Source organism: Bradyrhizobium sp. MI1.7 (assembly GCF_055811795.1).
The window spans coordinates 15011-38354 of the sequence record NZ_JBVVPO010000056.1 but is presented as its reverse complement, the minus strand read 5'-3'; the positions used below and the strand labels follow the sequence as shown (position 1 = coordinate 38354).

General features: G+C 64.3%; 19 protein-coding genes. 5 read left to right on the top strand and 14 right to left on the bottom strand.

What is annotated here, in order from left to right:
• The first annotated feature begins 6 nt into the window (after positions 1-6).
• Entirely contained in the window at positions 7-1248 is a 1242-nt protein-coding gene (locus AC0L3X_RS35220) for a YbfB/YjiJ family MFS transporter (RefSeq protein ID WP_473317182.1), read from the top strand.
• 17 nt (positions 1249-1265) lie between these two features.
• On the opposite strand, the gene AC0L3X_RS35215 is transcribed toward AC0L3X_RS35220, so the two are convergent.
• Complete coding sequence (locus AC0L3X_RS35215; RefSeq protein ID WP_473317181.1) at positions 1266-2732, bottom strand: flavin-containing monooxygenase; 1467 nt, start codon at positions 2730-2732, stop codon at positions 1266-1268.
• 51 nt (positions 2733-2783) lie between these two features.
• The gene (locus tag AC0L3X_RS35210; RefSeq protein WP_473317180.1) at positions 2784-3203 is read right to left on the bottom strand and encodes a nuclear transport factor 2 family protein; all 420 of its coding nucleotides are present in this window, start codon (positions 3201-3203) and stop codon (positions 2784-2786) included.
• Between the two features lie 310 nt (positions 3204-3513).
• Between AC0L3X_RS35210 and AC0L3X_RS35205 the strand changes: the two genes are divergently transcribed.
• Positions 3514-4218, top strand: a complete 705-nt coding sequence (locus tag AC0L3X_RS35205) for a lysozyme inhibitor LprI family protein (RefSeq protein WP_473317179.1) — start codon at positions 3514-3516, stop codon at positions 4216-4218.
• Positions 4219-4293: 75 nt separating this feature from the next.
• Here the strand turns inward: AC0L3X_RS35205 and ahcY are convergent, their stop codons facing one another.
• From ahcY to AC0L3X_RS35190, 3 genes are all read right to left on the bottom strand, one after another.
• Positions 4294-5715, bottom strand: coding sequence for an adenosylhomocysteinase (gene ahcY / locus AC0L3X_RS35200; protein ID WP_063982186.1), 1422 nt, complete (start codon positions 5713-5715; stop codon positions 4294-4296).
• 126 nt (positions 5716-5841) lie between these two features.
• Positions 5842-7038 (bottom strand): methionine adenosyltransferase, encoded by a 1197-nt coding sequence (gene metK / locus AC0L3X_RS35195; RefSeq protein WP_028151996.1) that lies wholly within the window; start codon positions 7036-7038, stop codon positions 5842-5844.
• Between the two features lie 62 nt (positions 7039-7100).
• Entirely contained in the window at positions 7101-8456 is a 1356-nt protein-coding gene (locus AC0L3X_RS35190) for a hypothetical protein (protein ID WP_354095674.1), read from the bottom strand.
• A 165-nt stretch (positions 8457-8621) separates the two neighbouring features.
• On the opposite strand from AC0L3X_RS35190, the gene AC0L3X_RS35185 reads away from it, so the two are divergent.
• Positions 8622-10328: a caspase family protein gene (locus AC0L3X_RS35185; protein ID WP_473317178.1), complete on the top strand. Its 1707-nt coding sequence runs from the start codon at positions 8622-8624 to the stop codon at positions 10326-10328.
• Between the two features lie 174 nt (positions 10329-10502).
• Here the strand turns inward: AC0L3X_RS35185 and AC0L3X_RS35180 are convergent, their stop codons facing one another.
• The 6 genes from AC0L3X_RS35180 to AC0L3X_RS35155 all read right to left on the bottom strand — a co-directional run bounded on the left by AC0L3X_RS35180 (position 10503) and on the right by AC0L3X_RS35155 (position 16334).
• Positions 10503-11621 (bottom strand): cobalamin-independent methionine synthase II family protein, encoded by a 1119-nt coding sequence (locus AC0L3X_RS35180; protein ID WP_473317177.1) that lies wholly within the window; start codon positions 11619-11621, stop codon positions 10503-10505.
• 19 nt (positions 11622-11640) lie between these two features.
• A complete protein-coding gene (locus AC0L3X_RS35175) occupies positions 11641-12357 on the bottom strand; it encodes an ABC transporter ATP-binding protein (protein ID WP_071912048.1) in 717 nt (238 codons plus the stop codon).
• Positions 12350-13105: an ABC transporter ATP-binding protein gene (locus AC0L3X_RS35170; protein WP_014493881.1), complete on the bottom strand. Its 756-nt coding sequence runs from the start codon at positions 13103-13105 to the stop codon at positions 12350-12352. Before AC0L3X_RS35170 ends, AC0L3X_RS35175 begins: the two co-directional genes overlap by 8 nt.
• On the bottom strand, positions 13102-14130 hold the full coding sequence (locus AC0L3X_RS35165; protein WP_473317176.1) for a branched-chain amino acid ABC transporter permease: 1029 nt from the start codon (positions 14128-14130) through the stop codon (positions 13102-13104). Before AC0L3X_RS35165 ends, AC0L3X_RS35170 begins: the two co-directional genes overlap by 4 nt.
• 8 nt (positions 14131-14138) lie before the next feature.
• Positions 14139-15008, bottom strand: coding sequence for a branched-chain amino acid ABC transporter permease (locus AC0L3X_RS35160; RefSeq protein WP_007612509.1), 870 nt, complete (start codon positions 15006-15008; stop codon positions 14139-14141).
• Positions 15009-15143: 135 nt separating this feature from the next.
• Positions 15144-16334, bottom strand: a complete 1191-nt coding sequence (locus AC0L3X_RS35155; protein ID WP_473317175.1) for an ABC transporter substrate-binding protein — start codon at positions 16332-16334, stop codon at positions 15144-15146.
• Between the two features lie 519 nt (positions 16335-16853).
• On the opposite strand from AC0L3X_RS35155, the gene AC0L3X_RS35150 reads away from it, so the two are divergent.
• A complete protein-coding gene (locus tag AC0L3X_RS35150) occupies positions 16854-17138 on the top strand; it encodes a hypothetical protein (protein WP_473317174.1) in 285 nt (94 codons plus the stop codon).
• Positions 17139-17204: 66 nt separating this feature from the next.
• Here AC0L3X_RS35150 and purU read toward each other — a convergent pair whose 3' ends face one another.
• Entirely contained in the window at positions 17205-18068 is an 864-nt protein-coding gene (gene purU / locus AC0L3X_RS35145) for a formyltetrahydrofolate deformylase (RefSeq protein WP_354095648.1), read from the bottom strand.
• 142 nt (positions 18069-18210) lie between these two features.
• Here purU and AC0L3X_RS35140 point away from each other — a divergent pair, with 142 nt between their 5' ends.
• Positions 18211-19050, top strand: a complete 840-nt coding sequence (locus AC0L3X_RS35140) for a uroporphyrinogen-III synthase (RefSeq protein WP_473317173.1) — start codon at positions 18211-18213, stop codon at positions 19048-19050.
• A 17-nt stretch (positions 19051-19067) separates the two neighbouring features.
• Here the strand turns inward: AC0L3X_RS35140 and AC0L3X_RS35135 are convergent, their stop codons facing one another.
• Both AC0L3X_RS35135 and AC0L3X_RS35130 read right to left on the bottom strand, forming a co-directional pair.
• Entirely contained in the window at positions 19068-19748 is a 681-nt protein-coding gene (locus AC0L3X_RS35135) for a redoxin family protein (protein WP_473317172.1), read from the bottom strand.
• Positions 19749-19769: 21 nt separating this feature from the next.
• On the bottom strand, positions 19770-23084 hold the full coding sequence (locus AC0L3X_RS35130; protein WP_473317171.1) for an adenylate/guanylate cyclase domain-containing protein: 3315 nt from the start codon (positions 23082-23084) through the stop codon (positions 19770-19772).
• Positions 23085-23344 lie beyond the last annotated feature (260 nt).

The following is a 23344-nucleotide window of genomic DNA, read 5'->3' as shown; positions in this document are numbered from 1 at the left end:
GATGACATGACCGAACTCAACGCAAACACTGGGCACCACGCCCGGCCGCATCAGCGGCCGGGATCGGAATCGCAATCGACTTCGCGGCAAGCTTGGCGATACGCCGTGGCGGGATTGTCCGCATCACTGGTCGGGCTTGGCCTCGCCCGCTTTTCCTATACGCCGCTGATCCCGGCGCTGATCGCCGCAAGATGGTTCAGCGCATCCGACGTCGTTTATCTCGGCGCCGCCAATCTCGCCGGTTACCTCGCCGGCGCGCTCGCGGCACGCACCTTGGCCACCCGCATCGGCGCAGTCCGCGCGCTGCGGGCGATGATGCTGCTTGCAACGCTCGCCTTCTTCGCGAGCTCTACCCCGGTGTCATTTGCCTGGTTTTTCGCCTGGCGCTTTCTGTCGGGCCTCACCGGCGGAATCATCATGGTGCTGGCGGCCTCCGTCATTCTGCCGCACGTATCGGCCGCGAGGCGCGGCATTGTCGGCGGCGTGATCTTTGCCGGCGTCGGCCTTGGCGTCGCCGCGTCGGGCACGCTGGTGCCGTTGCTCCTTCAACAGGGCTTGCAGCAGAGCTGGTGCGGCCTCGGCGTGCTCTCCGCCGTGCTCACGCTCGCGAGCTGGTGGAACTGGCCTGCGGAGGCCAGGAGCGATGCCGCGCCTTCGCATCACGCGAAGTCCCATCAGGCCTCGCCCGCCGTCCGCGCGCTGCTGGTCCAGTATGGCCTCAACGCGGTGGCCCTGGTGCCGCACATGGTCTTCATTGTCGACTTCGTGGCGCGTGGCCTCGGCCAGGGCATTGCCGCGGGCTCGCGCTACTGGGTGCTGTACGGTCTCGGCGCCATCGTCGGCCCGCTCGTCACCGGCCATCTCGGTGACCGCTCGGGATTTGGACCGGCCTTGCGCGCCGCGTTCCTGATCGAGGCGGCCGCGGTGCTGCTGCCGACCGTCAGCACCGCACCTCTCTCGCTGATCGTGTCGAGCGTGGTGGTCGGCGGCTTCACACCCGGTATCGTGCCGCTGGTGCTCGGACGCATTCACGAGCTCGTGCCGCACTCGACCGAGCAGCAGCGCGCGACATGGAGCCACGCCACCACCAGCTTCGCGCTGTTCCAGGCGGCGGCAGCCTACGGCTTCTCCTGGATCTACGCGCAGACCGGCGGCGATTATCTGGTCCTGTTCGGACTTGGCGGCGCCGCCGTGGTGCTCGCGCTTGCGATCGATCTTGGGCTCGCGCTCACCACGCGCAAGGCATAAAGCGGGCGGCGGCGTGATCAGGAATACTGCATCACGCCGTCGTCGATCTTGCCGAAGCGCAAGGAGACGATGTCGAGCGCGTAGTTCTGGTACAGCCGCCATGGCTGCTTCGAGCCCTGCTTCGGCATCTTCGCGACCGAGCGCTGCACATAGCCCGAGGTGAAATCGAGCGACGGCTGCGCGGTGATTTCAGGGTCGTCATTGTGCGGCATGCACTGGCGGAAATTGTGCCGGTCCATGTAGTTGATGAGCCGGCAGACGTATTCGCAGGTGAGGTCGCATTTCAGCGTCCAGGACGCGTTTGTGTAGCCGAAGGCCGACGCCATGTTCGGCACGTCGGCATACATCATGCCCTTGTAGGTCAGCGTGTTGGCGAAATCGACGGCGCGGCCGTCGACGCTGATTTCGAGACCGCCAACGGCCTGAAGCACCAGCCCCGTCGCGGTGACGATGATGTCGGCCGCGAGTTCGCTGCCGTCCTTCAAGCGAATGCCGTCGCGCGTAAAGGTGTCGATCTCGTTGGTGACGACGGCGGCACGCTGCTCGCGGATCGCCTTGAACAGGTCGCCGTCCGGCACGAGGCACAGCCGCTGGTCCCAGGGATTATAGCGCGGCGTGAAATGGGTCGCGACGTCGTAGTCGGGGCCGAGCGCCATCTGCACGCCCTTGAGCACCAGCTCCTTGACCTTGGCAGGCCGGCGCCGGCTGAGCTGGAAGAAGAACATCCCCCACATCACGTTGCGCCAGCGGATGACATGATAGGCAAGCCGCGTCGGCAGATTGCGGCGCAATTTGTTGGCGACGGGGTCCTGCGCCGGACGCGACACCACGTAGGTCGGCGAGCGCTGGAGCATGGTGACCTGCGCCGCCTTCTTGGCGAGCTCCGGCACCAGCGTCACTGCGGTTGCGCCCGAGCCGATCACGACGACGCGTTTTCCCGCGTAGTCGATGTCCTCGGTCCATTTCTGCGGATGCACGATGCGGCCGGCGAAATCCGCCACGCCCGCAAACTCCGGCGTATAGCCCGCCTCGTATTTGTAATAGCCCGAGCACATGAACAGGAAATTGCAGGTGAAGCGCACGAGCTCGGTTGCGCCCTCGCCCGACATACGTTCCACCTCGATGGTCCAGCGCGCTTCACTCGTCGACCAGGACGCGCGCTTGACGCGATGGCGAAAGCGGATGTGCTTCTCGATGCCGTTCTCGGCTGCTGTCTCGCGTACGTAGTTCAGGATCTGCGGCCCGTCGGCGATCGCCTTCGGATCGGTCCACGGCTTGAAGGAATAGCCGAGCGTAAACATGTCGCTGTCGGAGCGGACACCGGGATAGCGAAACAGGTCCCAGGTCCCGCCAATGCAGTCGCGCCCCTCGAGAATGACGTAGCTCTTGCCCGGGCACTTGCTCTGAAGATGATAGCCCGCGCCGATACCGGACAGGCCGGCACCGACGATGAGGACGTCGAAATGTTCTTTGGCTTCGGTCATGGCGTTCTTCCCCCGGCACAGGATGGGCGGCGCCGCGCCGAATTGCAACCGTCAGGCGGTGGCGGCGTCATAGACAAGGGCTGTGTCGAAGTACTCGTAAAATTCGATCGCCTTGCCGTCCTTGAAGCGCCAGAAATCGACCTTCGGGGTCTCAACGACCTTCCCGGTCCTCTTGTTGGTCCAGGCAGTTGAGCCGCGCGCGAAAACAGCATCGCCCTGGGCGACGTATTCATTCATGGTGTAGTGCTGCATGCTCCAGTCAGCCAGCAGACCGTCGAAATAGCCACGCAGCTGGGCGCGGTCGTCATAACACTTGGCAAAGGGCACCGCCGGAGCCGCCTGCGGAAGCGAGTCGAATTTGATCTGCGCGCCGATGACGCTGTCGAACCAATAGTCGACGCTGCCGCCCTTGCTGTCGTTCCACCGACGATAGGCTTCCTTGAGCAACTGAACGTTGGCTTCGCTGGACATCGCATTCCCTCCATATGCATTTGACAATGAACGTGGGAAACGCGGCCACCCGCTTCAGAAGTGGCGGGCTTGTTCTGGCTCTACCTCCGAGCGTAGCACAACGAGGCTGCAAAAAAAGCCCCGGATCGCTCCGGGGCCTTCGTGTCGCAGCTGGTTGCGATCTCAGTAGCGGTAATGGTCCGACTGCTTCAGCCGACCTGGGTGAGCCGCGCACGGCTTGCGCTTCCCGGGACTCCGTGGGTCAGATACAATTCTGCCTGCGAGCATCGACGTCTGAGCGGAAGGGTATTCTTTGCGAACAACACTCCATTTGGGGCTGATGCTCGTGTTTGCGCTTTTGTGGAGATCGTCTCTCGCATTTGCCGGCGAAGCCCCATCTTTTGATTGCGCGAAGGCGCAACACGCCTTCGAAACTACAATCTGCAACAATCATTACCTCGCCGCACTGGACGTCGAGCTCGACCAGCTCTATCGAAACTCCCGAGCGAATAGCCCGGAACGGCGCGCGCACCGCGTGTGGAACGGCCTCCGCGACGATTGTGGATTCAATGTTGACTGCATCTTCGATCTCCAGATGCGTTCATATTCCTGGATGCATGGAAACCCGAAACCGGAGCCATGGCTGCGGGAGGCGGCGAAAGCGTTCAAGCGGCCAAGCGGCCAGAGCCGCGGCGGCGGCGATCTCGGATGGGGGCTACATTTACCAAAGACGGAAGGCGCCTGCACGCGCACATCATTCGCGGTCATCAGCGACCGCTTCGGCGAAGATCCGAAGGTCCCGAATGCCGCAGGGACATCCGCCTTGTTCAACAACGGCGGCTATGTCGTGACCTACGATAGCGACAAGGTGCTTATTGAAAGCCATGCCGGCGATGCCGTTGAAATGTGCCTCGCGTCCATCCCTGCTGGTTGCCCACGAGGCGATGAACGTGGTCGCGAATACAACATCACGAACTTGCGGACGCACGCTCATACTCGGCTTCCTGACGCCCAACACAGGTGCGGCGGCGCCTGACCTGGAATCCGAAGCAGATGTGCAAAAGCCCCGGATCGCTCCGGGGCTTTTGATTCGTATCGATAGATGCGCCGATCAGTAGCGGTAATGGTCCGACTTGTACGGACCTTCCTGCTTCACGCCGATGTAGTCGGCCTGGTCCTTGCGCAGCTCGGTGAGCTTGACGCCGATCTTGGCGAGGTGCAGGCGCGCGACCTTCTCGTCGAGCGACTTCGGCAGCACGTAGACTTCCTTCTTGTACTTGCCGTCCTTGTTGTTGGCGAAAAGCTCGATCTGCGCCAGCGTCTGGTTGGTGAAGGAGGCCGACATCACGAAGGACGGATGGCCCATCGCGTTGCCGAGGTTCACGAGGCGGCCTTCCGACAGCATGATGATGCGGTGCTTGTCGGGGAATTCGATCTCGTCGACCTGCGGCTTGATGTTGGTCCACTTCAGGTTACGCAGACCCGCGATCTGGATCTCGTTGTCGAAGTGGCCGATGTTGCAGACGATGGCGCGATCCTTCATCGCACGCATGTGCTCGATCGTGATGATGTCCTTGTTGCCGGTCGCGGTGACGAAGATGTCGGCGCGGGGCGCGGCGTCTTCCATGGTCACGACCTCGTAGCCTTCCATCGCGGCCTGCAGCGCGCAGATCGGATCGACTTCGGAGACCATCACGCGGCAGCCGGCCTGGCGCAGCGACGCGGCCGAGCCCTTGCCGACGTCGCCGAAGCCCGCGACCATCGCGACCTTGCCCGACATCATCACGTCGGTGCCGCGACGGATGCCGTCGACCAGCGATTCACGGCAGCCATAGAGGTTGTCGAACTTCGACTTGGTGACGCTGTCGTTGACGTTGATCGCCGGCCACAGCAGCGTGCCGGCCTTCTGCATGTCATAGAGACGATGCACGCCCGTGGTGGTCTCTTCGGAAACGCCCTTGATGCTCTTGGCGATCTCGGCGAAGTAGCCCTTCGGCTTTTCCTTGAGTTGCTTCTTCAGGAGCGCGAAGAAGACTTCCTCTTCCTCGGAGCCGGGCTTGTCGAGGAAGGCGGTGTCGCCGTTCTCGGCGCGCAGACCGAGATGGACGTACATGGTGGCGTCGCCGCCGTCATCGAGGATCATGTTCGGGTGACCGCCGCCGTGCCAGTCGAACAGTTTTGCGGTGTAGTCCCAGTATTCGGCCAGCGTCTCGCCCTTGACCGCGAACACCGGAATGCCGGCAGCCGCGATCGCAGCCGCGGCGTGGTCCTGCGTCGAATAGATGTTGCAGGAGACCCAGCGAATGTCGGCGCCGAGGGCTGCCAGCGTCTCGATCAGCACGCCGGTCTGGATCGTCATGTGCAGCGAGCCGGCGATGCGCGCGCCCTTCAGCGGCTGCTTCGGGCCGAACTCCTCGCGGGTGGCCATCAGGCCGGGCATCTCGGTCTCGGCCAGCGAGAGTTCCTTGCGGCCGAAGTCGGCGAGCGAAATGTCCTTGACGATGTAGTCGGTGAAGCCGGGCTTCGCATTCATAGCGGAGGTCCTGTTGTTGAATTGGTCGTTCCGGGTCGCCCTGGAAAGGCGAACCCGGAATCTCGACATGATGGATAAGGATCCCGGGTTCGCCGCTGTCGCGGCGCCCCGGAATGACGTTGGTACTTAGACTGCGCGCTTGAGCGCTTCGACCAGGTCGGTCTTCTCCCAGGAGAAGCCGCCCTCGTTGTCGGGCGTGCGGCCGAAATGGCCGTAGGCCGAGGTGCGCGCGTAGATCGGGCGGTTGAGGTCGAGATGGCTGCGGATGCCGCGCGGGGTGAGATCCATCGCCTTGGCAGCGGCCTTCTCGAGCTGGTCCTCCGACACCTTACCGGTGCCGTGGGTGTCGATGTAGATCGACAGCGGACGTGCGACGCCGATGGCGTAGGCGAGCTGGAGGGTGCAGCGATCGGCGAGACCGGCAGCAACGATGTTCTTGGCGACGTAGCGCGCCGCGTAAGCCGCCGAACGGTCGACCTTGGTCGGATCCTTGCCGGAGAACGCACCGCCGCCATGCGGGGCCGCGCCACCATAGGTGTCGACGATGATCTTGCGGCCGGTCAGGCCGGAATCGCCGTCGGGACCGCCGATGTAGAACTTGCCGGTCGGGTTGATGTGCCAGATGGTCTTCGGCGTGATCCAGTCCTTCGGCAGCGCCTCGCGGACATAGGGCTCGACGATGTCGCGGATCTGCTTCGACGAGATGTCCTCGACCAGATGCTGGTGCGACACGACGATCTCGCGCACGCCGACCGGCTTGCCGTTCTCGTACTGCACGGTGACCTGGCTCTTGGAGTCCGGACCCAGCACCTTCTCGCGGCCGGAGTGACGCGCTTCCGAGATGAGGCGCAGGATCTTGTGGGCGTAGAAGATCGGCGCCGGCATCAGATCAGGCGTCTCGTTGGTGGCGTAACCGAACATGATGCCCTGGTCGCCCGCGCCCTCTTCCTTGACTTCGCCCGGCTGCAGCGCATCGACGCCCTGCGCGATGTCGGCCGACTGCGGGTGCAGCAGGATCTCGATGTCGGCCTTCTCCCAGTGGAAGCCGTCCTGCTCGTAGCCGATGTCCTTGATCGCGGCGCGCACGACGCCTTCGATCTGCTCGTTGGTGACGGACGCGGGGCCGCGGGTCTCGCCGGCGATCACCACCTTGTTGGTGGTCGCGAGCGTCTCGCAAGCCGCGCGGATCTGCCACGGATCGATGCCGGCTTTCGGCCCTTCGCGGTAGAACAGATCGACGATTTCATCGGAGATCCGGTCACAGACCTTGTCGGGATGGCCCTCGGACACGGACTCGCTGGTGAAGAGATAGGACGCGCGCATCAGTAACCCCTTGTTCCGCCGTTAACCTGGCGGGCGTTTGCGATGTTTAACCTTGGATTATGTCAATCACGCCGTCGCGAGATGACGTAGGACTCGTCGAGAAACCAGAGCCCGTTGTACTTCCGCAGCACGTCCCGGGCGGCATCCAGAGTGCGGCCGTTTTGAGTCATTTCTGTCAATCGGTCGTCCTCGATCTGCGCCACATACACCGCCGCATTCCACGCTGCAAAGGCCGTCGAGGTTCCGATGGTACCCGTCACCTCGTTGGGCAGCGCTTCCATATCATACCTGAAGATCGAACGGTTGTCCGCATAGGCATTAAAATTTAGGTCGCGGCCCAACGATCCGAGCTCGTACTTCACCGCGCGCAATAGCTCATGACGGCTGACCGAGAAAGGATTTTCTCCAGGCCAGATCGCCTGGATCATTTCCATGCCGGGATCGTGACCATGGGAGTGAATACCGATCAGGCGCCCGCCCGGCCGAAGCGCCCGCGCCAGCGGTGCAATGATCCGCTTTGCCCGGAAATTGACCGAGGACAGGGCGCGGTAGGGCTGGGATGCAATGACCAGGTCGAAATTGGCCTCGGTCTGGCCCGGCCGCGGAATGGTCGAATCCAGCAGGAACCTGTGGTCCTCTCGGTACAGCACCAGGACGACGGGCCGCTCGTAGAGCGGCATGGCCGTCCGCGGGCTGATCGCGGCGCGCCAGTTCTGCTCCAGGAACGGCCTCAACTCGGCGATCTGCTGCTCGAACTCGCCCGACGAGGCGCCCCGTAGTGGAACCTCGTGCCAGACGGTGGCCGCCGCCGCCGCAGGCGATGCCGGCGTGAGCCAGGGCGCCTCGGAGTAGAACATGTTGGTGAAGACGAACACCGACGCCGGATGCTCGAAAATGCGGTCCGGGACCCTCTCCAGCGTCAGCCGCAGGTCCTCGAGGCTGAGCTCCTTGCCGGCCACGTAGAACGGCATGTGCGGGTAGCGCTGGTGCGTTGCGCGCAGCACCCTGGCCAGCACCGTGCCGTCGCCGACCCCCGCGTCGAAGATGCGTAGCGCTGGCGGGCGCGGATGGATGCTGGCGAGCTCCAGCGCGACGCGCTCGGCGACCACCCGCTTCTCGCTGCAGGTATGGACGAACAGCAGGTATTTTTGCCGGTTCTCGAAGAAACGGAAATTGCCGCGCGGATCGCGTTTTTCCGGGGGCACCTGGAGCCCCCGCGGCGGCGGCAGGCCGCCCGTCGTCGATGCGGCGATATAGGCCTGGATCCGATCCAGCGTGTCGATCGTGATGCGCTTTCCCTCGCGCAGGCGATGGACCAGCTTCCCATCGTTCACCGCGCGCCGGCCAAACGTCGATTCCGCCATGTCCGCCTTGCGGCAGAACTCGGTGATTTGGCTCAGGATTTCGTCGTTTTTCATGAGTGGGAAGGTGGTGGGCAGGAATATTGGGACCAGCGTCGTAGCAAAATCTGCCCACTGAGGGAATACCCTCCCCCGCTTTACCCCACGTCCAATGACGAGCGCGTGAACCCCGGCGCACCGCCGGGCAACAAACAAGCGCTTCTCCTTCAAGGGACCACCGCCATGCGCCGCCTGCTCGTCGCACTCTGCCTGCTCACAGCAGCCCTGTGGGCCGCGCCCGCCTTCGCGCAGGCGCGCAGCCAGCTCGGGCCGCTCTGCACGACCGACACCACCCCGCCAGACCAGATGATCGATGCCTGCAACAAGATCGTCGCGCTGAAGGTGTTTCGGGGCGAGCAGCTCGCGACGATCTATTTCTGGCGCGCGGTGGGCTGGAACAAGAGGGGCGACTATTCGAAGGTCATCGCCGACACCACAGAGGCGATCCGGCTCCAGCCGAGCCAGGCGGTCTACAATCTCAGGGGATCGGCCTATTACGACAAAGGCGATTACGACATCGCAATCGCCGATTTCGACGATGCGCTGAAGCTCGGACCGCCTGATGGCACTATCTTCCACAATCGCGGCAACGCCTGGCGCGGCAAGGGCGACTACGCCAAGGCGATTGCCGACTACGATGCCACGATCAAGCTGCAGCCCAAATCGACGTTCTCGTTCCAGAACCGCGGCATCGCGAAGGAGGCGCTCGGCGATCTCGACGGCGCGCTGGCCGACATCAACCAGGCGATCCGGCTCGATCCGACGCTGCCGCAGCCGCTGATCAATCGCACCGCGATCTGGCGCGTGCGGGGCGATCTCGATCGCGCCATTGCCGATGGCAGCGAGGCGATCCGGCTTGCGAAGGAGAAGCCGCCCGTCAACATCATGACGCCGCCGAACAGCGTGCTGATCTCCGGCTATGTCCACCGCGCGCTGACCTATGAGGCGAAGGGCGACTACGCGCATGCGCGCGACGACTACAAGGCGACGCTGGCGATCGTGGCTTCCGATGCCGGCAGCAAGGCCAACCAGGCCACCGCCAAGGTGCGGCTGTCGCTGGTGACGGATGCGCTCACACCCATCCCGCGCGATGCACCGTCACCGGTGCCGCAACCGGCCCCACAGCAAACGGGCGCGGCACCTGCGCCCTCGGCTGCCCCGGTGACGCCTGGCAAGCGCCTGGCACTGGTGATCGGCAATGGCGCCTATGCGCATGTGAAAGCGCTGCCCAATCCGGCCAACGATGCGCGCGCCGTCGCCAGGAGCCTGAGCGACATCGGCTTCACGGTGTCGGAGGGCATCGATCTCGACCGCGCAGCGATGCAGAAGGTAACGCGCGACTTCCTGCGCGAGGCGGCGCGGACGCAGGTCGCGTTGGTGTACTATGCCGGCCACGGCGTGCAGGTCGACGGCCGCAACTATCTCATTCCCGTCGACGTCGAGCTCAAGCCGGGCGCGGGCATGACGGAGGCGATGATCGACATGGATACGATCATGGCCGGCCTCGACGACCAGGTCCGCACCAACATTTTGATCTTCGATGCCTGCCGCAACAATCCGATGGCGCAGCAGGTCGCAGCCGCCGGCACCAACCGAGGCATCGAGGGCGCTGCGGGCCTCGCAGCTCCAACGAGCCTGGGCGCCGGTGCAACGCTAGGCGCGGGCACGCTGATCGCGTTCGCCACCGCGCCGGGCCAGGTCGCGCTCGATGGCGAAGGCGCCAACTCGCCGTTCTCCGCCGCCCTCTCCCGGCATCTCGGCACGCCGGGGCTGGAGGTGCAGCAGATGCTGACGCGGGTGCGGGCGGAAGTGGTCTCGAGCACGAAGAACAAGCAGGTGCCGTGGTCGAACTCGTCGCTGCTGGGCGAGGTTTACCTGGCGGAGAAGTGAGGGTCGGTGAGCGCACTGGTTTTCAAGGGTGCGACGCTGCCCGCCACTCACTCGGTGTCATCGCCCGACTTGATCGGGCGATCCAGTAATCCGAGACGCCAGTGATTCCCCGAGAAGACGCGGCGTACTGGATTCCCCGCTTTCGCGGGGAATGACAGCGGCCACGTGGCAAACCTAGTTGCCCCACACTTCCTTGGCGATCTCGACGGCAAGGCCGAGCTTGGCCCACTGCTCTTCCTCGGAGAGGATGTTGCCTTCCTCGGTCGAGGCAAAGCCGCACTGCGGGGACAGCGCGAGCTGCTCCAGCGGCGCGAATTTGGCGGCCTCTTCGAGGCGACGCTTGATGTCGTCCTTTTTCTCGAGCTCGCCGAACTTCGAGGTGATGACGCCGACCACGACGACCTTGTTGCCCTTGGGCAGGAAGCGCAGCGGCTCGAAGCCACCGGCGCGGTCAGAGTCGTATTCGAGGAAGTAACCGTCGTAATTGGTGCCGGCGAGCATGGTCTCGGCCACGGGCTCGTAGCCGCCCGAAGAAATCCAGGTCGAGCGGAAATTGCCGCGGCAGACATGCGTCGTCACCACCATGTCGGCCGGCTTCTCGGCCAGCGCGTAGTTGATGACGCGCGCATAGATCTGCTGGAGACCCTCGGGATTGTCGCCGCGCTCGCGCGCCTTCTGCAACTCGTCCTGCGAGCAGAGATAGGCCCACACGGTGTCGTCGAACTGAAGATAGCGGCAGCCGGCATTGTAAAACGCCTTCACGGCCTTGCGGTAGGTCTTGCCGAGGTCTTCGTAGAAGGCGTCGAGATCGGGATAGACGTCCTTGGAGATTGCCTTGCGGCCGCCGCGGAAGTGCAGCACCGCCGGCGAGGGGATCGTCATCTTGGCGGTGACGTGAGCCTGGTCGGCGGACTTCTTCAGGAAGCGGAAGTGATCCAGCATCGGATGGTCGTCGGGGAAATCGAGCTTGCCGATCACGCGGACCGCCTCATGCCGCGTCTCGACGCCTGCGAACTGGATGCCCGTGTCCGGGTGAAACATTTCGCAGCCGGTGAGCTTGGCCAGGAAATCGAAATGCCACCAGGAGCGGCGGAATTCGCCGTCGGTCGCGAGCTTCAAGCCGATCGAGGCCTGCTTGTGCACGACCTTTTCGATCTCCAAGTCCTCGATCTTGCGCAGATCGTCAACCGAGATCTCGCCCTTCTCGAGCCTGGCGCGGGCTTCCTTGATCTTCGCGGGACGCAAGAGGCTGCCGACCTCGTCGGCGCGGAAGGGGGCTTTGGTTCGCTGCATTTTCTACTCCCGGGATATTTTAGTGGGCCGCCGCCCCTGCGACGCCGAGGTGGCGCTCCAGGACCGACGGGTCGGCCTTCAGCGCGGCGCTCGGGGCGTCGTGGACGATCGTTCCGCGCTCCAATATCACAACACGGTCGGCGAGCCCCAGAATCTTTTGCGCGTTCTGCTCGACGATGATCGAGCAGATGCCGCCCGCCCGGGTGATGGCCCCGATCGCCTTCAGAAGCTCCTCGACGATGATGGGGGCGAGGCCCTCCGTCGGCTCGTCCAGCAGCAGGACCTTCGGGTTGAGGGTCAGCGCCCGGCCGATCGCCAGCATCTGCTGCTCGCCGCCGGAGAGCTGGTTGCCAAAATTGCTCCGCCGCTCCTTCAGCCGCGGGAACATCTCGTAGACCCTCTCGACCGTCCAGGGGCCGGGCTGCGCCACCGCGGTCATGTTCTCTTCCACCGTCAGCGAGCGGAAGATATTGCGCTCCTGCGGCACCCAGCCAATGCCGGCCCGCGCCCGCTGATCGGGCCGCAAGCTCGTGACATCGGTGCCGGCGAGCGCGACCGAGCCGGAAAAGCGGCGGGTCACGCCGACGATGGAGTTGATCAGCGTGGTCTTGCCGGTCCCGTTGCGGCCCAGCAGCGCAAGCACCTGCCCCTCGGCGAGGCGCAGGGACATGTTGGGCAGCACCACCGCCTCGCCATAGCCCGCGCGAAGTGCGTCGATCGCGAGCAGGTCAGACATTGACCGCCTCCTCGCCGAGATAGACGGCCTTGACCTGCGGGTCGCGCGCGACCACGTCGGGCGGACCTTCGGTGAGCAGCGCGCCCGAGACCAATACCGAGATGCGGTCGGCGAAGGAGAAAACGAGGTCCATGTCGTGCTCGATCAGGAGCACGGTGACGTCGCGCGGCAGGCTGCCTACGACGGCGAGAATGTCGTGGCGTTCGCTCTCGGGCACGCCGGCGGCGGGCTCGTCGAGCAGCAGCACGCGGGGCTTGGCGGCGATCGCGACCGCGATCTCGAGCAGACGTTGCTTGCCGTAAGGCAGCGTCACGGTCTCTTCGTTCATGACGTCGAGCAGATGGAAGCGCCTCAGGAGATCGGCGATCTCGCCATTGACGTCGCTCCGCGTGCCCATCCGCCGCCACCAGTCGCCGCCATGGCCGAGGCGTTCGGAGACGGCGAGGCCGATGGTCTCGAGCGGGGTCAGGTCGGGATAGAGCTGGTTGATCTGGAAGGTGCGCGACAGGCCGCGCAGCACGCGCTTGTGCACGGGCAAATCCGTGATGTCCTGGCCTTCGAGCAGGATACGGCCCGAGTTCGGCTTGAGCACGCCGGTGAGCTGGTTGATGACGGTGGTCTTGCCGGCGCCGTTCGGGCCGATCAGCGCGTGGCGGGCGCCCTGCTCGATCTTGAGCGACAGGTCCCGCGTCACGCGCAGCCCGCCGAACTGCTTTTCGAGATTTTGGGTTTCGAGCGCGATGGTCATGCGTCGCTCTCCGGCACGGCAACGACGGCCTTGCGTCCGGCAACCTGTTTGATGACCAGGTTCGGCACGTACAGCACCCAGCGATGCAGGCGCTGACGGCCGACCAGCACGATCACGACCAGCACGAGACCGATCCAGAACTGCCAGTATTGCGGGGTGATGGTAGAAAACACTTCCTGGAGCATGCGGAAGATTACCGCGCCGACCAGCCCGCCATAGAGATAGCCGGTGCCACCGATCACGAGCACCAGCATCAGGTCAGCGGAGCGCTCAAAGGCGAAGACGTCGAGGGAGGCGATCGCGGTGGTCTGCGTGAACAGGGCGCCGGCGATGCCAGCATAGAACGCCGCGAGCGTGTAGATCGCGATCAGGCGGCGGTTGACGGGGATGCCGATGGCAGCTGCGCGCAGCGGATTGTTCTTGATCGCGCGCAGCGACAGCCCGAACGGCGAATGCACGACGCGGCGAGCGAACAGGAACAACAGGAACAGCACCGCCAGCGAGTAGAAGAAGCCGGTCTTGCCGAACATGTCGAACGCAATCTCGCCGAAGATCGGCTGCATCTCGATGCCCTGAAGGCCGTCGGTACCGCCGGTGATGTTGGAGAAGCGCTCGGCGAGTGCCTCGAGCAGCAGCGCGATGCCGAGCGTGACCATCAGCCGGGTCAGGTCTACGCCGCGGATCACGAGGAAGCTGGTGGCAAAGCCGAGCACCATCGCGGCCAACCCTGCGGCGATCAGCGCCAGCACCGGCTCATTGATGATCCCATGCAAGGCGAGAAGCCCCGCAGCGTAGGCGCCGACGCCGAAGAATGCGGCGTGGCCGAGCGAGACGATGCCGGCATAACCGAGGATGAGATCGAGCGACATCGCAAACAGCGCCAGCCGCAGGATGTCCGTCATGATCAGATAGCGCGTGGGAAAAACGAAGCCGCAGGCCAGCACGACGAGCCAGAAGGCGACTTCGCCATAGCGCCAGCGCGCCTGGCGCTGGGCGTGATAACCGACGTCGGAGGAAGCGCTCATCGGCGGCCTCAACGCGCGGCCGTACGGCCGAACAGGCCGTTCGGGCGCCAGATCAGGATCACGATCATCATGGTGTAGATCACGAAGGGGCCCATCTTCGGCACGTAATATTTGCCGGCGACGTCACCGATGCCGAGCAGGAGCGAGGCCAGGAACGGCCCGGTGATCGAGGACGAGCCGCCGACGGTGACGACGATCAGGAAGTAGATCATGAACTTCAGAGGGAAATACGGATCGAGGCCGAGGATCTCGGCGCTCAGCGCACCGCCGAGGCCGGCAAGCCCGCAACCGAAAGCGAAGGTGAAGGCGAACACCTGCGGCACGTTGATGCCGAGGCCGCTCGCGGCACGGGGATCATCGACCGCGGCGCGCAGCCGGCTGCCGAACCGGGTCTTGGCCAGCACCATCTGGAGACCAATCGTGAGCAGGCCGCAGATCACGATGATCATCAACCGGTAGCGGCCGATGCCGACGCCGAACACGTCGAACTGGCCCTGGAGCGCAGCCGGCAAATTGATGAACACGCGCGACGAGCCCTGGATGTAGTCGACGGCCGCGACCGACATGAACGTGAGACCGATCGTGAACAGCACCTGGTCGAGATGGCTGCGCGCATAGAGATGGCGGTAGAGCGTTCGCTCGAGCACGATGCCGATCGCAGCCGACGAGACGAAAGCGAGCGGCAGTGCTGCGAAGAACGGCCAGCCCATCCGGTTGACCAGGACCATGCAGACATAGCCGCCGGCCATGGCGAAGGCGCCGTGGGCGAGGTTGACGAAGTTCATCAGGCCGAGCGTGACCGCAAGCCCGCAAGCGAGCACGAACAGCAGCATGCCGTAGGCAACGCCATCGAACAGGTTGGTGAGGATCGAGGTCATCGGAAGCGGGTGAACCCTGGTAATCACTCGTCATTCCGGGGCAGCGCGCAGCGCTGAACCCGGAATCTCGTTTCAACAATTTTGAGATCCCGGGTTCGCGCTAATGCGCGCCCCGGGATGCCCCGCTTTCGCGGGTCACTTCTTCGTCTTGCCGAGATCCTTGACGGCTTCGAAGGTCGCGAACTCGACATTGTAGAGCTCGCCGTCGACCTTCTCGACCTTGCGGATGTAGATGTTCTGCACGATGTCACGGGTCTCGGGATCGATCGAGATCGGGCCGCGCGGGCTTTCCCACTTCTGGCCCTTCATGGCTTCGACCAGCTTGGTGCCATCGGTGTCGCCATTGGTCTTCTTCAGCGCCTCGTAGATGAGGTGGATGCCGTCATAGCCGCTCACGGCCATGAAGCCCGGACGGTTACCGAAGGCTTTCTTGTAGGCCGCGACGAAATCCTTGTTCATCTGCGAGGGATGCGCCGCGGAATACAGATGCGCGGTGACCGTGCCGAGCACGGCGTCGCCCATGTTGTTGAGGAGGTCGTCGTCGGTGACGTCGCCCGGTCCGATCACCTTGATGCCGGCCTTGTCGAGGCCGCGCTCGGCATACTGCTTCATGAAGTTGCCGCCCTGGCCGGCCGGCACGAACACGAAGATCGCGTCGGGCTTGGCGTCCTTCATGCGCTGCAGGAACGGCGCGAAGTCGGGGTTGGCGAGCGGCGTCTTCACCTCTTCGACCACCTCACCGCCGCCGGCGGTGAAATTCTGCTTGAAGAAGTTCAGCGCGTCGTTGCCCGGCGCGTAGTCGGAGGTGAGCGTCGCCACCTTCTTGATGCCGTTCTTCACTGCCCAGTCGGCGATGATGGTCGAGGACTGCGCCAGCGTGAAGCTGGTGCGCACGATGTAGGGCGAGCGCTCGGTGATGATGGAGGTGCCGGCCGCCATCACGACTTCCGGGATCTTGGCCTGGGTTGCGAGCGGCGCGGCCGCGAGCGCGGCTGGCGTCACGCCGAAGCCGGCGATGAAATTGACCTTGTCGTTGACAATCAGCTCCTGCGCGGCCGTCTTGGTCTTGTCCGGAATCGCGGCGTCGTCCTTGAGGATGATCTCGATCTTCTTGCCGGCGACAGTGTCGCCCTTCTGCTGCATGTAGAGCTTGATCGCGTTCTCGATCTGCTTGCCGGTCGAGGCCTGGCCGCCGGTCATCGGCAGGATCAGGCCGACCTTGACGGTGTCCTCGGCCTTGGCCGGCACGACGGCCGCAAGGCCGGCGATAGCGGCCGCTGCTGCGGTCCAAGAGACCTTGTAAGAAAACGTCTTCCGTTCGAACATCAGATGTCCCTCCCCTTCATTCCTGACCTCTTGTGCGCCGGACCGAGTGCCCGGTCCTTGGCTCAACCCCTCACGCATGCGCGATGTCGCGCCACATGGCGTCTTTCGCGCCCTTATTGTCAATCGGACGTTTGGCGACCATTCGGCGCAAGCCGCGCGTCCCGATTGCCGACGACGGGAGCGATGCCGTGGTTACGTCGGGGTAACCCGAGCATCCCCATCCTGGCCGCTCCTATTTGTACGATTGTACAAATAAAATGGACATGTCAACGAAAAAGCCCTGCCGCCGACCAAGCCAGTTTGTCGCGTGCCCCTTGCCACAGTCTAGAAAGCGACCGGCCGCGTGGATGGAGGATTTCGTCTTTCTTTTGCAGAATTCGGACACTGGCGAGGCTTCCGTGCAGCGCAAATCGGTAACTAATTACCCACCTCGAATAAGTCTATTTTACCTTGTTGAAGACTACTCTTCCCGCGCCAGCCTAACCCGGCGTCCAACCTGACCGAATTCGCGCGCGCACAATGCTCAAGCCCTTCCGCTCCGTCCTCACCCTCGTTGCGCTCGCCGCGGGGCTGTCCGGCTGCGGCACCGTCAACGAAAAGCTGTCCGCCGGCATGGGCGACTACGTCCCGCAATGGGCCGGTGGCCTGCCGGCCGACGCACCGCCGCGGCCCGGCACGCCGCAATACGATGCCTACATGAAAGAGCGCGAACGCAAGCGGCTGCTGCCGGCGGCGGATCGCGAGAAGGAAGAGCAGGCGCGGAAGGGTGCGACGGGGTCCACGTCGGGCGGCGCGGTGCGCTGAGGGAGCGAATGGCGAATAGGGAGTGGCGAATATCGCCACCCTTTTCTATTCGCTACTCGCCATTCGCTAGTCCACAAACACCACGGTCTTGCGGCCGTTGAGGATGACGCGGTCGTCGAGGTGGTAGCGGATCGCGCGGGCCAGCACGCGCCGCTCGATATCGCGGCCCTTGCGGACGAGATCCTCCGGCGTGTCGCGGTGGCTGATGCGCTCGACGTCCTGATCGACGATCGGACCTTCGTCGAGGTCGCGCGTGACGTAATGGGCGGTGGCGCCGATCAGCTTGACGCCGCGCTCATGGGCCTGGTGATAGGGCTTTGCGCCCTTGAAGCCGGGCAGGAACGAGTGGTGGATGTTGATGCAGCGGCCGGAAAGCTTGGCAGAAAGATCGTCCGACAGGATCTGCATGTAGCGGGCGAGCACGACGAGATCGGTTCCGGTCTCGGCGACGAGATCGAGGATCTGCGCCTCCTGCTCGCGCTTGGTCTCCTTGGTGACAGGCAGATGGTGGAACGGGATGCCGCCGAAATCGAGCCCAGCATAGACCTCGCGCGGATGGTTGGAGACGATTGCGGTCGGGACCATCGGCAGCTCGCCGGTGCGCCAGCGATAGAGGATGTCGACCAGGCAATGGTCGGACTTCGACACCAGCAGCATCACCTTGCGATGCGCGGCACGGTCGCGCATCTGCCACTCCATGCCGAAACGCTCCGCGATCGCGGCAAAGCCGGTCTGGAGCGCCGACAGCTCCACGGCGAGATCGGCCGCGGTGAACACCACCCGCATGAAGAACTTCTTGGTCTCGACGTCGTCGAACTGCTGGGCATCGAGAATGTTCTGTCCGTTATGGGCCAGAAAGGTCGACACCGCCGAGACGATGCCGGGACGATCCGGACAGGACAGGGTCAGGACATATTGATGATCGGGCATGGCTCTTGATGAAGGTTTGGGCAGCGACTGCGGAACGATCCGCGATTTGCGCCCTGCTCTATCACCGACCCCGCCCTTGCGCCAATCCCGACCGCGGAGTCAGGATGAACAGACGATTGCGAATTTTGACCGGAGCATCCCCATGGCCGACCGCTTGAACGGCTACCGCATCCTGATCCTGGAAACCCGCGAGGAGGCGCAGTTTTCAAAGCTTTTGGCCGAGCAAGGTGCCAATGTCGTGCAGTGCCCGATGTTCACCATTCACGACGCGCCCGATCCCGCCCCGGTCGAGGCCTGGATCCGCCGCGCCATCGACCAGCCCTTTGACGACCTCGTGCTGATGACGGGCGAAGGCCTGCGGCGGATCATGAAGCTCGCGCGGACCCGTGGTCTCGACCAGGCTCTGGTCGCAGCCCTCGCCAAATCGCGAAAATTCACCCGCGGCCCGAAGCCCGGCAAGGCGTTGCGCGAGATCTCCCTCGATGCGCAGCAGACCGCGGAGAAGCCGACCACCGAGGGCGTGATCGAAATGCTGGGCAGGCTCGACCTGAAGGGGCGACGCGTCGGCCTTCAGCTTTATCCTGACAAGGACCATAGCGTCCTAACCGGCGCACTTGCCGCGCAAGGCGCCGATGTCGATGCCGTGCTGCCTTATGCCTACGATTCCAAGGCAGCGGATGCCAACATCGTCGCCGCCATCGACGACATGGCCGAGGGGCGGATCGATTCCATCGCGCTGACCAATCTTGGCCAGGTCCGCCGCCTCGTGGAAGCCGCGAAGGCACATGGCAGTGAGGCGAAGTTGCGCGCAGGGTTGGAGCGGACGCTGATTGCGTCAGTGGGCCCCGCGGTGTCGGGAGAGCTCGCCGCGCACGGCCTGCGCACGGACATCGCGCCGGCGGAAGATCACTATTTCATGCGCCCGCTGATCTCGGCGATGGCGGCAGCGCTCGCCGAGAAACGGCCGAAGGTGGCGGGTTAGTCACCAGCCGACGATGCCTAGCTTGCCACCTGCGAGGCGGCCGACATCAACTCCTGAGGGTTCGGAGCCCCGAACATGCGGTGGCCGCCTTCAGGAACCTCGGTAAAGGTCCAGCGCACGATCCCCTCGCGATCGAGCAGGAACTGGCCGAACAGCTGGCCCTGGCCGGTTGCCGCCATGCGCTGATCGGCCTCCATCATCTCGTAGCCGTCCTTGTTGTTGAGGTACTCGGCAGCCGCCAACCGATTCATCGACCCCGACGTTTCGCCGGGCACATCCACCTGCATGCTCTTGACGACGTCCATACCCACCTTACGCGGCCACTCGGTTTCGTTCTCCGTAAACTCGATAGTGGGCAGGCCGAACGCGCGGTGCGAGACCCGCTCGGGGTCGGACGCGGCGAGCAGATTGGGCAAGGGATGATAGCGGAAGTAGAGCCGCGCGCGCTCGATGGGCGTATTCACGACCGTGAGACTTTCGACGCCCTTGTCGCGCAGGGCTGCGTCAAGTTGCGCCTGTGCCGCGATATGACGCCGACAGAACGGGCAGTGCAGCCCTCGAAACAAGCCGATCAATATCGGGCTATGCCCGCGAAAATCCTGGAGCGCGATCGTTCCATCGCGTGTGATGGCGTCCAACACGATGTTCGGTGCGCGATCGCCCGGTTGAAGCGGTCCGTCGACATGAAGTTCTGACATGGTTGAACTCCTTCATATGACCTAGTCAAGAAATGGCAGTACGATCAGCCCGGCGGGATCGAGCCCGTGGCGAGCGCAGACATCATGCGCCAGCGCGAAATATCGGTCGGCCTCGGGCATGTCGCCTCGATCAAGGCTCAGCGTGGCAAGACCATCATAGCATGGAAAGAGCTGCTGCGGCTCCCCGGTTTCGTTCGCCACCTCGATTGCCTCATTGTAGCAAAGGGCGGCCAGATCGGGGCGGAAGTGGCATTGATGGATTTGCCCGAGAACGATCAGAGGCACGGAGAGATGCTCGCGCTGATCGAGCGCACGGTCGATTTCGATCGCCTTCTCGGCAGCCGGCACGCCTTCCTCGGTACATCTGTCCGTGAAGGTGCAACAGGCAACGGCAAAATTGGCAAGGAGGCGCGCCTGGAAGCCGAGATCCCCGATCCGACGCGCGACATCGAGTCCACGCCGGCAGACCTCCACGGCTTTCGCCGGGTCGACGATCGTGTAGAGCACACCGAGATTGGTGTAGCCGCGGCAGGCTACGTTGAGGAGGCCGGCTGCTTCGGCGGCTGCAACACTTTGCTCCACCTCGCGCACCGCCTCCTCGTGTCGTCCAAGTCGCGCCAGCGCAACGCCCTTGGTGTTGAGGGCCTCCGCAATGGCACGTGCCGCCTCGAGCCCGCCCTGCTCGTCGGCCGGTACGGACCGTGCATAGCCGAGCGCCTCGTCTGCCCATCTTGCAGCGGCCACGTGGTCGCCGGTCCGAAACGCGAGACGGCCGCGCTCCTGCAGGAGATGCGCCCACTCGATGGGCGCGTCGGTCCCTCCAAGCAGGTTGGCCGCCTCGGCGTAATGCGTCTCTGCCTTGATCCGCTTGCCGGCGTCCCACAGCAATCGGCCAAGCTTGCGAAGAATTCGTGCTTCGCCGATCCCGTCCTGTAAGGCGCGGTGCCCCTCCAACGCGCTCTGATAGTGCTCCTCGGCCGTGTTCCGGCGGCCGGCCGCGCCACAAAGGTCCGCAATCCGCTCGTACAGGACCAGACGTTCCGGCTCCCGTTCGCCGCCGGTCAACAGCACGGCGAGGGCCTGTTGGTAGAGACGGATGGCATCGTCGTTCGCATAGCTGGCGCGTGCGCGATCGCCGGCCGCGCGCAGATGGCGCGCACCTTTCGGCTTGCTCGCGCTCAGACTGAAGTGATGTCCGAGCAGTATGAGATCTTCGAGGCGCTCGGGCTCATGGCCATAGAGCCTCTCCAGCGCCCCGCCGATCCGTCCATGAAGCTCGATCCGGCGCTGCAGAAGCAGGTTTTGATAAATTACGTCCTGAAGCATGGTTTGCGTGAAGCGATACGTCCGCAGCGAAATCGAATTCGCGCCCGCGATCTCCTCGATGATCTCCGCGTCGCACAGAAGCTCGAGCCCTGCTTCAACCCTTGCCGGCTCGGTTGCCGCCGCACCGAGAGCAACCGCATCAAAACGCGGGCCGATCACGGCGGCCTCCTGTGCCAGGCGGCGCACCCGATGCGGCAACCGGTCGAGACGCGCCAGCAACAACGCCTGAATGCTTGCCGGAATATCGGCGGCGGCTTCATCCGACTTGATCCGCCACTGCGCACCGTCGCGCTCCAGGGTGCCGGCTTCGATCAGGCCGCGTATGATCTCCTCGAGGAAAAGCGGATTGCCGCCGGCGCGATCGAGGATTCGACCGAACAGACCTCCCGGTGGTTCACGCCAACCGTGACTGAAATAGGCCGCGAGCAGCCTTTGTCCGTCGGCGTCGCCAAGCGGGGGCAGCCGAAGGGTTGTGTGACTGATCCTGCTCGAACCGAACTGGTCCAGCTCCAGCATCGGCCGATGCGTAAACAGCAGCATCAGCCGCGTCCGCTCCAGTCGGTCCATCAGGAACCGCAACGCTTCAAGCGACACCGCGTCGGCCCAGTGCAGATCCTCGACGATGATCAGCAGTGGCGACAGTGCCAGGCGGCGTTCGAAGACGGTGCGAATCGCGAAGAATATCTGCCGGCGGAGCTGTTCGGGCTCGACATGCCTGAGCGCGGCGTTGGGGTCGCCGAGGCCGAGGACGTGCAGATAGAGGGGCATCAGGCGGTCGGCCTCATCGGTCGCGAGGCCAAGCTCCGACAGCGCTTCGGCGACCTTCGCCTCCGCCTCTGCGGCGCCCGCCTTCTGCGCGATGCCATAGGCGCTGCGCAGCACGGCGGCGAGAGTGCCGTAGGATTGTTCGCCGAGCGGCGAGCACGCCGCGTGCCGGATCGCCACGCCGGCGAATCGATCCTGGTCGTGGATGCGCGCGACGAACTCGCTGACCAGGCGCGTTTTCCCGATGCCGGCTTCACCGACCAGCCGCACCAGTTGAGCCGCGCCGCCGCACGCGCGATCAAGGCTGCCGATCAGGCGCGCAAGCTCGGCGTCGCGCCCGATCAACGGCGCATTGAGGCCCAGCGTGTCGAGCCCCCGTGCCGCACGGGGCGTGTCGAGCGGCTCCTTCAGACGGTGGACCAGCACGCTGCCCATCTTGCCCTTGAGCGAGACCTCGCCAAGCGAGTCATAGGAGAACGCATGCCGCGTCAGACGGTGGGTCAACGGCCCGACCAGCACCTCGCCCGGAGCCGCCATCGATTGTAGTCGCTGGCCGGTATTCACCGTGTCGCCGGTTACCGAATAGGATTTGGCAACGCCCGCACCGAGCCCGCCCGCGACGACATGCCCGGTGTTGATGCCGACATGGAGTAGCAGCGGTGAACCGGCATACGTCTTCGCGCGTTCGCTGAGGCGCGCCGTCCGGCCGATCATGTCGAGGGCAGCGCGCACCGCCCGCTCCGGGTCGTCCTCGTGCGCCGCCGGCGCACCAAACAAAGCCAGCAGCGCATCACCGATGAATTTGTCCACGAAGCCGCCAAAGCTTTGCACCGCGGCCGTCAACTCCTCGAACAATTCGTTTTGAAGCGTCTGCATGACCTCGGGGTCGAGCCGCTCGCTCATCGCAGTGAAGCCGCTGAGGTCGGCAAACAGCACGGTGATGGTGCGGCGGTTCGCCTCGCTGTCGATCTTGTCCAACGGAGCTCGAAATGCGGCTTGAGCCTCCTCCGCCGGCACGAGCGGCGGAGAGGAGGACCGGATCGGGAGCGTCGTCGGGCTCGTCCGCGCCGATGTCTGCCCGCCTGTGGAGACCTCAGAGACGAAGGCGCCGCATTTCGGGCAATAGGCGAAATCCGGCGCGCATGGAAAGCCGCAGCCGGGGCACGCGTTCGGCTGCTTCGTGCCGCACTTCGGGCAGAAGGCAAAGCCGCTCTGGACCTCTAAACCACAGCAAGAGCAGTTCATGGGTCAGAACCTCGCGGAAGCCGCGATGGCGCGAGCTCCTGGACCTGCCGGATGGGCCCAGGAACCTGGCAAGCATGGGCTCGTCGCACGGGAAGAGCAAGCGGTGGTTGGTCGACCTCTCCGTATCGGCTGGGCGACGAAGCGATGCTACGGGCGCACTGGCGCACCGCAAATCGTCGGCAAGCATAGCGGCATGCGGTAGCGCCAATTGACAGGGGCATTGCTGCGACTACCCTTCCGAACAGAAGAACGAATAATAA

Coding starts and splice junctions, on each gene's coding strand:
- AC0L3X_RS35220 (WP_473317182.1), top strand. CDS start 7: ATGACCGAACTCAACGCAAACACTGGGCACCACGCCCGGCCGCATCAG.
- AC0L3X_RS35215 (WP_473317181.1), bottom strand. CDS start 2,732: ATGACCGAAGCCAAAGAACATTTCGACGTCCTCATCGTCGGTGCCGGC.
- AC0L3X_RS35210 (WP_473317180.1), bottom strand. CDS start 3,203: ATGTCCAGCGAAGCCAACGTTCAGTTGCTCAAGGAAGCCTATCGTCGG.
- ahcY (WP_063982186.1), bottom strand. CDS start 5,715: ATGAATGCGAAGCCCGGCTTCACCGACTACATCGTCAAGGACATTTCG.
- metK (WP_028151996.1), bottom strand. CDS start 7,038: ATGCGCGCGTCCTATCTCTTCACCAGCGAGTCCGTGTCCGAGGGCCAT.
- AC0L3X_RS35190 (WP_354095674.1), bottom strand. CDS start 8,456: ATGAAAAACGACGAAATCCTGAGCCAAATCACCGAGTTCTGCCGCAAG.
- AC0L3X_RS35185 (WP_473317178.1), top strand. CDS start 8,622: ATGCGCCGCCTGCTCGTCGCACTCTGCCTGCTCACAGCAGCCCTGTGG.
- AC0L3X_RS35180 (WP_473317177.1), bottom strand. CDS start 11,621: ATGCAGCGAACCAAAGCCCCCTTCCGCGCCGACGAGGTCGGCAGCCTC.
- AC0L3X_RS35175 (WP_071912048.1), bottom strand. CDS start 12,357: ATGTCTGACCTGCTCGCGATCGACGCACTTCGCGCGGGCTATGGCGAG.
- AC0L3X_RS35170 (WP_014493881.1), bottom strand. CDS start 13,105: ATGACCATCGCGCTCGAAACCCAAAATCTCGAAAAGCAGTTCGGCGGG.
- AC0L3X_RS35165 (WP_473317176.1), bottom strand. CDS start 14,130: ATGAGCGCTTCCTCCGACGTCGGTTATCACGCCCAGCGCCAGGCGCGC.
- AC0L3X_RS35160 (WP_007612509.1), bottom strand. CDS start 15,008: ATGACCTCGATCCTCACCAACCTGTTCGATGGCGTTGCCTACGGCATG.
- AC0L3X_RS35155 (WP_473317175.1), bottom strand. CDS start 16,334: ATGTTCGAACGGAAGACGTTTTCTTACAAGGTCTCTTGGACCGCAGCA.
- AC0L3X_RS35150 (WP_473317174.1), top strand. CDS start 16,854: ATGCTCAAGCCCTTCCGCTCCGTCCTCACCCTCGTTGCGCTCGCCGCG.
- purU (WP_354095648.1), bottom strand. CDS start 18,068: ATGCCCGATCATCAATATGTCCTGACCCTGTCCTGTCCGGATCGTCCC.
- AC0L3X_RS35140 (WP_473317173.1), top strand. CDS start 18,211: ATGGCCGACCGCTTGAACGGCTACCGCATCCTGATCCTGGAAACCCGC.
- AC0L3X_RS35135 (WP_473317172.1), bottom strand. CDS start 19,748: ATGTCAGAACTTCATGTCGACGGACCGCTTCAACCGGGCGATCGCGCA.
- AC0L3X_RS35130 (WP_473317171.1), bottom strand. CDS start 23,084: ATGAACTGCTCTTGCTGTGGTTTAGAGGTCCAGAGCGGCTTTGCCTTC.